Here is an 11,072-nt window from a genome sequence, read left to right on the forward strand (position 1 = left end):
TTAGGGCGGTATCTTCTAGGATCACCGCCCGAATTTTATTGATGATTAGAAACACGCTTTAGGATGTCACTTTGTCTTCAACACTTGCAATAAAACCTCTTTACAACAAACTAGATGATTGTTTGAGCGCAGATAAATTTCGCTTGAAGCGCCGCATTACGCAGCTTGCACAAAAAGTGAATGATAAATCGGGTGTTGAAGGAAAAGGCGCGGAGAAAAAAGCTGCTAATCCCAAAGTTTCAAAACGTAACAGCGCGGTTAGCGAAGAAAGCTTAAAAGCGCAGTTTGAAAAACTTGAAGGCGACATCGATGCATCGGTAGAAAAGCGTAATTGGCGTAAGAACAACCTACCCAAAGTTGAATACCCACCGCTGCCGGTTAGCGATAAAAAAGAAGACATTAAAGAAGCGATTGCGAATAACCAAGTGGTTATCGTTGCGGGTGAGACTGGGTCGGGTAAAACTACGCAGCTACCTAAGATATGCTTAGAGTTAGGTCGCGGTGTAAACGGCATGATAGCCCACACCCAGCCAAGACGATTAGCGGCGCGAAGTGTAGCCACCCGTATAGCCGAAGAGCTCAACACGCCGCTTGGCGAAAAGGTGGGTTTTAAAATTCGCTTTAGCGATCAGGTAAGCGAGCGAAGCTACGTTAAGCTTATGACCGACGGTATGCTGCTAGCTGAAATGCAGCAAGACCGCTTTTTAAATCAATACGATACTATCATCATCGATGAAGCCCACGAGCGAAGCCTTAATATCGACTTTTTGTTAGGCTATTTGCGTCAGCTTTTAGATAAGCGCCCTGATTTAAAACTCATCATAACATCAGCTACTATTGACCCAGAGCGATTCTCTAAGCATTTTAATAATGCGCCTATTATCGAAGTGAGCGGACGTACCTATCCGGTAGAAATTCGCTACCACGCGCCAGAAGACAATGATGACGATATTGATCAAAGCGACGCCATCGTAAATGCTGTCGACGAGCTAATGCGTGAAGCACCGGGCGATATCTTAGTGTTCTTAAGCGGAGAACGCGAGATACGCGACACCCAAGATGCTTTGAGCAAACAGCATTATCGCAACACTGAAATTGTTCCGCTGTATGCGAGGTTGTCGGCGGCAGAGCAAAACCGCATATTTCAGTCTCACAGCGGTAGGCGCATTGTACTTGCCACCAACGTGGCAGAGACCTCGCTCACGGTCCCCGGCATTAAATACGTCATTGACCCGGGCTTTGCCCGTATTTCACGCTACAGCGCTAGAAGTAAAGTACAGCGTTTACCTATTGAGCCCATCTCTCAAGCGTCAGCGAATCAGCGAGCAGGGCGATGTGGCCGTGTGTCTGACGGTATTTGTATTCGTCTTTATAGTGAAGATGACTATTTAGGCCGCCCAGAATTTACCGACCCAGAGATCCTACGAACCAACTTAGCGTCGGTTATTTTGCAAATGCTTGCTTTAGGGTTAGGCGATATCGCTGCGTTTCCATTTGTTCAGCCGCCTGATAACCGCAATATCAACGACGGTTTCCGTTTACTTGAAGAAATTCAAGCTATTGCGAAAGGCAAAGATAACCGGAAAACCAAGCAAAGCGGCAAAATGCAGCTTACTCCGTTAGGTCGTCAAGTAGCACGTTTGCCTATCGACCCTCGCTATGCACGCATGGTGATTGAAGCCGAGCGCACTAATGCGCTAAGCGAAGTCATGGTGATTGCAGCGGGGCTCTCAATTCAAGATCCGCGGGAGCGCCCACAGGAAAAACGCCAGCAAGCAGACGAGAAGCACAGCGAATACCACGATAAGGATTCTGACTTTATCAGTCTTTACAACTTGTGGGTGGCGTTTAGAGAGCAGCAAAACGCACTCAGTCAAAACCAATTGCGCAAATGGTGTAAGCAAAACTTCATCAACTATTTACGTATGCGTGAGTGGCAGGACATTGTCAGCCAACTTAAAAAGTCTATTGCTGAGCTGGGCTTTGGCATTTCAAAACAAGAAGCCGACTATCAGGCTATTCACCAAGCCATCGCCAGCGGCTTGCTGTCTCACATGGGCTTTAAAGATAAAGAACGGGAGTATATGGGCTCGCGTAATTCGCGCTTTCTTATTTTCCCAGGTTCGGGATTATCAAAATCTCAGCCAAAATGGGTAATGGCAGCTGAGCTTGTAGAAACCTCTAAGCTATTTGCTCGTATGGTGGCAAAAATAGACCCAACATGGGTAGAGCCTTTGGCCGAGCATGTTGTGCAACGAAGCTATTCAGAGCCCCATTGGTCTAAAAAGCGCGGCGCGGTGATTGCCTTTGAAAAGGTTACTTTGTTCGGGCTACCCATAGTGATGAAGCGTGCGAAGGTTTATAGCCTTATCGACCCGCCAATTTGCCACGAACTATTTATCCGCGAAGCGTTAGTTGAGGGCAATACTAAGCTCAATTACAGCTTCTTACAGGAAAATCAGGCGCTGCTTGAACAAGCTGATGAATTTGAACAAAAGACCCGTCGTCGCGATTTGATAGTCGATGATGAAGAACTGGTAAGCTTTTACGCCAAGCGCATTCCGGTTGAAGCCAATAACGACGCGGCGTTTAAGAAGTGGTTTAAGCAACACGGAAGTTACGACAGTTTAACGTTTAAAGAAGAAGACGTATATCGTCAGCAACCTGGGCAGTCGGTAGCAAACGCATTTCCTGATGTATGGCGCCAAGGCAATATTACGCTGCCGCTTCGCTATAACTTCGAACCTAACGCTGAAGACGATGGCGTAACTGTGGTGATTCCGCTGCCTGTGCTCAATCAAGTCGACAATATAGGTTTTGATTGGCTGGTGCCGGGGCTAAGGCACGACCTCATTGTGGGTTTAATTAAAACCTTGCCTAAACGCTTGCGTCGTAACTTTGTGCCTGCGCCAAACTTTGCTGAAGCATGCCTTGCTGATATCAGTGAAACGGATAAAAACAACCGTCCAGTGCCGCTGCTTGAAGCTGTAACCGATAAGTTACGCAAAATGACAGGCGTTATTATTGAAAGCGAAGAGTGGAATTTAGATCAGCTTGATAAGCATTTAAAAATGCACTTTGCAGTAGTTAATGACAATGGTGATGATATTGCCAAAGGTGACGACCTGCACGCGCTTAAACAGCAGTGTGCAGGGCAGGTGAAGCAAACCTTTGAGAAAGCCGCAACACCGGAATTAGAGCGAAATAACATCGAACAGTGGGATTTCGAAAGCTTGCCAGAAACCTTTGTGCAGAAAGTTGGTGGGTTTGAAGTTCAGGCGTTCCCGGCTCTGGTTCAAAAGGGCGATAAGGTAGATATTGCGCTAATTGAAGAAGCGGATAAAGCCCAAGTGCTGCACAAGCAAGGCGTGAATGTATTGATTAAAAACGCGATGCCGTCGCCCCTTAATTATTTGCAAAGCAAATTACCTAATAAAGCCAAACTGGGTTTGTATTTCAACCCATTTGGACAAGTGAAGGCGCTAATTGATGACTGTATTTTTGCGGGTATCGACGCCATTGTCAGTGATTACTGCAAAACCAATAACACCGACATTCGCAGCAAAGCCGATTTTGAGGCCTGTTTAGAGATTGCTCGTGCAAACATTAATGACAGGGTGTTAGAAATTGCCACGCAAGTGGAGCAGGGGCTTACCCTTGCGCACCAGTGCCAAAAGCAAATGAAAGGTAATGTACCGCTGACGATGATAAACGCCCTAGGTGACTGTAAAGCCCACTTGGCATCGTTAGTTTTTCCTGGTTTTGTTTCTGAAATTGGCGAGAGCAGATTAGATGATTGGAATCGTTACATTAAAGGTTTAGTTCGTCGGCTAGAGAAGCTCCCCATTGATCCCAACAAAGACAGAATGCATCAGGTCACGGTAGAAAAGTCGATTAAAGAATGGGAAAAGGCGTGCAGCAAATACCCCAAAGGTAAAGTACCTCAAGCTCTTAATGATGTGCGCTGGATGATAGAAGAATTACGGGTTTCGTTGTTTGCGCAGCAGCTTGGGACGGCTTACCCGATTTCGGCTAAGCGTATTACTTTGCACCTTGCTGACTTTTAAAAAAGGGCGTTAGGTGTAAGGTAGCATCAATGAGCTAGGCTAGGGCATGAGGGCACATATTTGTTATCGCAAACAAAACAGCGGGCAGAAACGGCTGAGTCGTTGATTTAAGTGGGAAGGTAGTCGAAATTAGACCAAAGTACACTTTTAATAATTGTTGAATAAATATTATACAGTTCGATTGACAAGTTACCGGCATCGCCCTATAACATCAGATGTAGTCGTCAGCGTAACGCTAAAAATCAGGAGAAGTAGACATGTTGGGATACGACGATAAGCGAAATTTTTTCAGGATGATGGTAAATTCGCCTTGTCAGTTGCAAATTACTGATGATGAGTCGAGCCGCACCATGCAGGCAATGTGTAGAGATATCAGTGCTACAGGTATGTCTTTGGAAGTCGATGAACCCTCAATTGAGGTGGGTACACAAGTGAGTGTTGCAATAGAGTCATCTAGTTCGCAAATCCCATCTTTGGCAGCATTAGCGACTGTTGTGCGCTGTGAACCTGAATCCGAGTCAAGCTGTATTATAGGCGTCGAAATTTCTCAGATGAAATAGTCTAATCTAATGTGTTAGGGCGGGGTAAAAGCTTCGCCTTTTCGTGTCTAACTAAAAAGCACAAAGCGTCAGGGTCTACAGCAATGACATCCTCGCGGTGTTGCTTCTTTCTTTACACTCCTATGTTGACCAGCCCGTTGTGGTTTGAAAACAGTCTTTCAGCTTTCATATACTAAACCGAATAGGCCGTTCAGTTTTTTCTATTTTAACTCTCAGTCTTAATTGCTAATAATTCTCATTAATGCGAAAGCAAACTGATTTAATATTTTGAGAGAGCGATGACTATGAAAAAGACGATGACCTTTGCAGTGATGCACTTTTCAGTGGCCTTTACGGTTGCCTACTTACTGACAGGAAGTGTGGTAGTAGGCGGTGCTGTAGCGTTGGTTGAGCCAGCCATTAATACCGTGGCGTTTTATTTTCACGAGATGGTGTGGAAGAAAGTTGAAGAAAAAGAGGGTGTTGTAAAGGAACAATCAGATGACAGTTCACAACAGTTATCAAGTCGCTTTTCTAACAATGAGATAACCTTTGCATCTTAGGGGGATGGATTTACCTTCGTAAGCTTTTCGCACAACGTAATGTTAGCTCAATTGATTTCGTTAAGCGCCCTATACATCAAAAAGGGCGCTTTTTTAATCGCTAGTCGTCGGTGACTTCACACACTAGACCTTTCAAGTAATAGCCTTCTGGATAGCCGCCAATGATAGGATGATCTGAGGCTTGATTAAGCCTTGCGATAATTTTGATAGTACGACCTGCATCAAGTGCAGCATCTGCCACAACTTTCTGGAATAAATCTGCCGGCATAAGGCCAGAGCAACTAAATGTAAGCAGCAGTCCACCAGATTTAACAGCATGTATGCCGTACATATTGATATCTTTATAGCCGCGGGCAGCACGGTTTAATGTTGCCTTGCTGTCGACAAACTTTGGCGGGTCGAGTATCACCATATCAAACTGTTTGCCCTGCTCGTGATACTCCCTGAGTGCCTTAAACACGTCTTGGTTTACGTAATTGGCTTTGTTTTCGTCTAAACCATTGATGGCTACATGGTGCTTAGCCAAATCAAGAGCAGGCTGAGATACATCAACGTTAGTCACTGATTTAGCACCGCCAGCAAGTGCGTAGCATGAAAACGTACCTGTGTAGCTAAAACAGTTGAGTACGTCGGCATCTTTCGCGTAGTGCGCAGCCGCCGCGCGACTGTCTCGCTGATCAAGGTAAAAACCGGTTTTATGGCCGTTCTCGATATCAACCACTATGTTGATGCCGTTTTCTTTTACTGTAACTTGCATAGGTGGTTCACCATGCAGTACACCAGTTACAGGCTCTAAACCTTCTTTCTTGCGCACGTCCACGTCGCTTCGCTCGTATATGTGTACATTAGGCATTAGCTTAGTAATTGCCCACACTATCTTATCTCTGTGTTTTTCGCCGCCCGCGCTCAAAAGCTGAAGTACTGCAACATTGTCGTATAGGTCTATAGTGATCCCTGGAAGGCCATCACTTTCAGACGCTATCCAGCGAAACGCGTTGGTTTTGTTTGGGTCAAACAAGCGTTTGCGAAGGGCTAGTGCAGTTTCTAAACGGCGTAGGAAAAATCCGTTATCAATGCTTTCGTCTTTTTTAAATGTCCACATACGAACGCGAATTTTTGAATTTGGAGAGTAAGCGCCTCGCCCTAACCAGTCGCCTTCAGAGTCAAATACGTCTACCGTATCGCCAACTCGCGCGCGGCCCTTTAGTTCAGCCACAGCGCTTTCGAATACCCAAGGGTGTTTGCGGCGAAGTGATTTGTCTCTGGATGGCTGTAATATGACCTGTGCTGACATGAAGGCTCTCGTACTAATTTAATAAATGTGAAACAGAGTTAAGCGATTTTACTCGCTTATGAGAATGGTCGCGATTATACGCAATTTCATAAGTTCTGTGTTAATAATACCAATCTGCATAGATAATTACCCACTCAGCGAGAGTTAAAATGCTCTATCCGGACTGGTATAAACACAAAACAAACCCAAACTGTTTGATATAAAAGTACGTAGCCAAATTACGATTAAAATTTAAGACTAGGATTGGATGTAAATTATGCGATATGTCGATTTTGAAAAAGGATGCGGCCCAAGCGAACTTGTTGTAAAGGAATGTGAAGGGCTGTCGCTAGCACCAGGGAAAGTAAAAGTTGACGTAAAAGCGTTTGGGGTGAATCGTGCGGATACCTTGCAACGCCAGGGGAATTACCCACCTCCACCAGGCGAGAGCGATATTCTTGGATTAGAGATAGCTGGCGTGGTGTCAGAGGTTGCCAGTGACGTTACTGCATTTAAAGAAGGTGACGAAGTATTTGGTTTGGTTGCAGGTGGCGGCTATGCCACTGAAGTGATGGTTAATCCAGCCCATTTAATGCCCATTCCCAAAGGCATGCCGTTTTTTGAAGCCGCGGGTTTGGCCGAAGTGTTTCTTACGGCATTTCAGTGTTTGCGCACAATCGCGCATGTAAAGCCGGCTGAACGGGCGTTAATTCATGGCGGTGCAAGCGGTGTAGGGCTGGCTGCCACGCAACTTTGTCGATATTGGGGCGTACACAGTGCGGTAACGGCTTCAAGTCAAGATAAGCTTTCGTTGTGTGAAAGCAATGGCGCAGAGTATCTTATCAATTATAAGCAGCAACAGTTTGATGATGTGCTTAAAAAAGTCTGGCCTGAAGGGGTTGATATGGTGCTTGATATGGTAGGTGGCGACTACCTCAACCGTAACCTTAAAATACTGAAGCAAGATGGAAAAGTGGTTTACTTAGCGATGCTGGCAGGGAGATATGCTGATAACCTCGATATGGCTATGCTGTTAGGTAAAAGGGCGTCCATTATTGGCACGACACTTAGAAATCGAAGCGACGATTATAAAGCTGATCTAATTCGTGACTTTACTACCGTATGCTTGCCCGCTTTTGAGAATAAAGAGCTTAGGGTAAATATCGATACTCACTATAGTATTGAAGATATCGGCGAACCCCACGTGCGTTTGGAAAACAACGATACGCAGGGCAAGTTGGTTCTTTCTTGGTAAATGAGCTTTGCAGTACGCTTATCTAATTGCCAACGAAGCCTTCGTCGGGTTTCGTTGGATTGGCTTCTGCCGCATTGCGGGCCAGGTCGTCACAGCGCTCATTTTCAGGGTGCCCCGAATGGCCTTTTACCCAATGCCAGTTTACCTGATGCTTTTTTACCGCTTCATCTAGTCGCTTCCACAAATCTGCGTTCTTGACGGGTTTTTTATCTGCCGTGCGCCAACCGTTCTTGCGCCAGTTATGGATCCACTGATTAATACCGTTTTTTACGTACTGGCTGTCGGTAGTTAATTCAACGTTGCACGGTTCGTTTAAACTATTAAGCGCTTCGATAGGGGCTAATAGTTCCATACGGTTATTAGTTGTGTGGGCAAAGCCGTCGCTCAACTCTTTTCTATGCTGCTTGTAAATCAGTACAGCTCCGTACCCGCCCGGTCCAGGGTTGCCTAAGCACGAGCCGTCGGTGTATATATGAATGGTCTTTTGAGCCACAGCGTTTCCTTTGATTTAACTGGCTTAATTTATATTGTCTTTTCCCTTAGCGGATTGCGAAGGGGTTGATATACTATCAAAAAATGAAAGTGTAATTATAGTAGAGGTTCCATGCGCCAAATTGTTCTCGATACTGAAACCACAGGTATTGACCCCAAAGAAGGCCACCGCATTATCGAAATAGGGTGTGTTGAAGTTGTTAACCGCCGATTGACGGGGAATCACTTTCACGTTTACATCAATCCGGGCCGTCACATTGAACAAGAGGCAATTGAAGTCCACGGTATAACCAATGAATTTCTTGCCGACAAGCCTACCTTTTCTCAAGTGGCTCAGGAGTTTGTGAGCTTTATCAAAGGGGCACAGTTAGTCATTCACAACGCGCCCTTCGACGTTGGGTTTATGGATCACGAGTTTGGCATGGAAGCGTCTACCAAAGGCGTTATTACTAACCAAATTTGCGATGTTCTAGATACACTTACTCTTGCTCGCCAAATGCACCCAGGCCAAAAGAACAACCTCGATGCATTGTGTAAGCGTTATGGTATAGACAATAGTCATCGTACCCTGCACGGCGCTTTGCTGGATGCGGAAATCCTGGCAGATGTTTACCTGTTGATGACCGGTGGGCAAACCAAGCTTAAACTGGCGTCTAGCTCTGGCAGCGACGCAGACTCAACTGCCATTCGTAGAATTAACCGAAGCGCAAATAAATTAAAGGTTATTAAAGCCTCCGCCGATGAAATAACACAGCATGAGGCCCGCTTGGATATTGTCGAAAAAGCGGGTGGCAAATGTTTATGGCGTCCTCAGCCTGAAGAGGTGTCTTAGCAGAACATAATCAAACAGAACTAAAATAGCCAAACAATGCAGGAGCAGCGTAGCGTGAGAGTGTGGTTTTATTGGGTAATTTTTTTATCATTGTTTATACACTTAAGCGCTGGTGCTCAGTCGCAAGAAGACGAACGCGACGCTGCAAGGCAGCTTACTGATAGCGCTGTACAAAATGCTCAATCAAGCAACACAACAATAGATACATCTCCTCTTACAGAACTTGGTGATGAATACACCAACTCCATTCAACTGTTACAAAACCGCTTTCGCGTTGACTATAACGTTAAAGAAATCACCATGGTTTTCTTTAGGGAGTACGGTTCTGCCCCTGTAGTGCTGGTTAGACCCGATGGTTCAAAGCTATTTCAAGGACGCGTCGACGAAGAAAAGGTGCAGTGGTACGACGCTGATACCTTTGACATGATCACCATCAAAGATCCTGTGCCCGGGCCTTGGCAAGCTGTAGGTCAAGTATTACCGCAAAGCCGTGTAATGGTTTTGTCTAATGTTGAACTTCATGCTGAGCCGTTACCGAATGTGCTGTTTGCCGGCGAAATACTCAAATCCACAGCCTATTTAACCAACAACGGCAAGCCTATAGAAAACAAACAGTTCAGAGATGTCGTCGACTTAGAAATTGAGTTTAAGAGTACCAATAACCCTAACTACGGCAACTTTGGTACAAATGACCAGCGCATAGCGACATTTAAAGACGATGGGCGAGGGATGGATGAGCGACCAGGAGATGGCGTTTTTACTGGCCAGTTCAACTTGAAAATACCGGCTGGTGAATGGAAGCCTATTTTTCGCGTAAGCACACCAATGTACACCCGCGAGCAAATAGGCGAACTTATCGTCTTACATGAAAATCCCGTGTCTATTGATGTTGAAATGGATGGAGGCGGAGAGGGCTATCATAAAATTATCATTGATGTAGACCGTGAATTAGTCGACATCGAGTCATTGCTAGTCGATGGCAAAGTGAAGTTTCCTAATTCCGATATGCAGAATTTTTCGCTAACAGAAGGCGGTGTGGATCCTCGAGAGCACTTAATTGTCGCCTACGAAGAAGGAATTTTTAGGGTAAAACTCACTGCTTACGGCACGACAATGGATGGGCGCGATTTTATATTAGATGTCCCTGAATATAGTTTTGTGGCAGAGGGACCAGCCGAGCCTGAGGTTGAAGACCCTTTAATCAATGGAAAAGATCCTATCGTTGATGGCAGTGCACCCTTAATAACGCAACCTGAAGTGCCACAAGACGATATGCAGCCAAATTCGGTAGAAGATGAAATGGATGATGGGACGCTAACCCTCATTCTGGTGGCCGTAAATGGGTCTATAGTGCTCATCGGAGTAATCGCTGCTGCTGTAATTATTATTATGCGAAAAAAGGCGTCTGCGCCTAAGCAAGCAAATAGTACTGCAAAGCCATCGGGAGAAACCACCGATGCTGACCTTACTATGGAATCTGAACCTAAGGGGTTTAAAAAACTGCTAGGGCTATTCAAAAAGCGTGAAAAAGCTGACAAGGAATAGCAGGGAGACCAGCGCTTCAGTTTAAGGCGTCGCTAATTTGTTCAGTTTGAATTTTATTTCGACATAATGCCTATTTAACAGGCAAACAAACCGCAGATGACAATTTTATTAATAAAAAGCGTTGACTCCACATAGGGGAATACGTATTATCTGCGCCGCAGTCAGGGGACAGGGCAACAACAGCCAAGTCAACTCACTGATAACATTGAAGATGTGGAGCGGTAGTTCAGTTGGTTAGAATACCGGCCTGTCACGCCGGGGGTCGCGGGTTCGAGTCCCGTCCGCTCCGCCACTCTTTCAATGGTATAACTAAAAGGTCTTCGGAGCGGTAGTTCAGTTGGTTAGAATACCGGCCTGTCACGCCGGGGGTCGCGGGTTCGAGTCCCGTCCGCTCCGCCATTTAGTTATACAGCGCAATCTCGATTATGTGGAGCGGTAGTTCAGTTGGTTAGAATACCGGCCTGTCACGCCGGGGGTCGCGGGTTCGAGTCCCGTCCGCTCCGCCA

At 45.7% G+C, this 11,072-nt stretch carries 8 protein-coding genes and 3 tRNA genes; 9 read left to right on the top strand and 2 right to left on the bottom strand.

Translation table 11 applies throughout. From position 1 onward, the window contains the following. The first annotated feature begins 71 nt into the window (after nucleotides 1–71). The 3 genes from hrpA to AC0J2X_RS14570 all read left to right on the top strand — a co-directional run bounded on the left by hrpA (nucleotide 72) and on the right by AC0J2X_RS14570 (nucleotide 5,169). Nucleotides 72–4,067, top strand: a complete 3,996-nt coding sequence (hrpA, locus tag AC0J2X_RS14560) for an ATP-dependent RNA helicase HrpA (RefSeq protein WP_278711856.1) — start codon at nucleotides 72–74, stop codon at nucleotides 4,065–4,067. A gap of 257 nt (nucleotides 4,068–4,324) precedes the next feature. After that, nucleotides 4,325–4,627 (top strand): PilZ domain-containing protein, encoded by a 303-nt coding sequence (locus tag AC0J2X_RS14565; protein WP_014949177.1) that lies wholly within the window; start codon nucleotides 4,325–4,327, stop codon nucleotides 4,625–4,627. Between the two features lie 284 nt (nucleotides 4,628–4,911). Then, a complete protein-coding gene (locus tag AC0J2X_RS14570) occupies nucleotides 4,912–5,169 on the top strand; it encodes a DUF2061 domain-containing protein (protein WP_014976293.1) in 258 nt (85 codons plus the stop codon). A 100-nt stretch (nucleotides 5,170–5,269) separates the two neighbouring features. Here the strand turns inward: AC0J2X_RS14570 and AC0J2X_RS14575 are convergent, their stop codons facing one another. Continuing rightward, nucleotides 5,270–6,463: a class I SAM-dependent rRNA methyltransferase gene (locus AC0J2X_RS14575; RefSeq protein WP_278711855.1), complete on the bottom strand. Its 1,194-nt coding sequence runs from the start codon at nucleotides 6,461–6,463 to the stop codon at nucleotides 5,270–5,272. A 256-nt stretch (nucleotides 6,464–6,719) separates the two neighbouring features. Between AC0J2X_RS14575 and AC0J2X_RS14580 the strand changes: the two genes are divergently transcribed. Beyond that, entirely contained in the window at nucleotides 6,720–7,697 is a 978-nt protein-coding gene (locus AC0J2X_RS14580; RefSeq protein WP_069944145.1) for an NAD(P)H-quinone oxidoreductase, read from the top strand. 22 nt (nucleotides 7,698–7,719) lie between these two features. Here the strand turns inward: AC0J2X_RS14580 and rnhA are convergent, their stop codons facing one another. Next, entirely contained in the window at nucleotides 7,720–8,190 is a 471-nt protein-coding gene (rnhA, locus tag AC0J2X_RS14585) for a ribonuclease HI (RefSeq protein WP_014979088.1), read from the bottom strand. A gap of 111 nt (nucleotides 8,191–8,301) precedes the next feature. Between rnhA and dnaQ the strand changes: the two genes are divergently transcribed. The 5 genes from dnaQ to AC0J2X_RS14610 all read left to right on the top strand — a co-directional run bounded on the left by dnaQ (nucleotide 8,302) and on the right by AC0J2X_RS14610 (nucleotide 11,072). After that, entirely contained in the window at nucleotides 8,302–9,021 is a 720-nt protein-coding gene (gene dnaQ / locus AC0J2X_RS14590) for a DNA polymerase III subunit epsilon (RefSeq protein ID WP_014976297.1), read from the top strand. 54 nt (nucleotides 9,022–9,075) lie between these two features. Further along, nucleotides 9,076–10,566, top strand: a complete 1,491-nt coding sequence (locus tag AC0J2X_RS14595; RefSeq protein ID WP_278711854.1) for a TIGR03503 family protein — start codon at nucleotides 9,076–9,078, stop codon at nucleotides 10,564–10,566. Nucleotides 10,567–10,781: 215 nt separating this feature from the next. Beyond that, nucleotides 10,782–10,858 (top strand) — tRNA-Asp (locus tag AC0J2X_RS14600). A 30-nt stretch (nucleotides 10,859–10,888) separates the two neighbouring features. After that, a tRNA-Asp gene (locus AC0J2X_RS14605) sits at nucleotides 10,889–10,965 on the top strand. A gap of 30 nt (nucleotides 10,966–10,995) precedes the next feature. Next, nucleotides 10,996–11,072 (top strand) — tRNA-Asp (locus tag AC0J2X_RS14610).

The organism is Alteromonas sp. R7 (assembly GCF_055755235.1).

Excerpts from the sequence above, each read along its gene's own strand:
- AC0J2X_RS14565 (WP_014949177.1), top strand. The coding sequence starts at position 4,325 with ATGTTGGGATACGACGATAAGCGAAATTTTTTCAGGATGATGGTAAAT.
- AC0J2X_RS14570 (WP_014976293.1), top strand. The coding sequence starts at position 4,912 with ATGAAAAAGACGATGACCTTTGCAGTGATGCACTTTTCAGTGGCCTTT.
- AC0J2X_RS14575 (WP_278711855.1), bottom strand. The coding sequence starts at position 6,463 with ATGTCAGCACAGGTCATATTACAGCCATCCAGAGACAAATCACTTCGC.
- AC0J2X_RS14580 (WP_069944145.1), top strand. The coding sequence starts at position 6,720 with ATGCGATATGTCGATTTTGAAAAAGGATGCGGCCCAAGCGAACTTGTT.
- dnaQ (WP_014976297.1), top strand. The coding sequence starts at position 8,302 with ATGCGCCAAATTGTTCTCGATACTGAAACCACAGGTATTGACCCCAAA.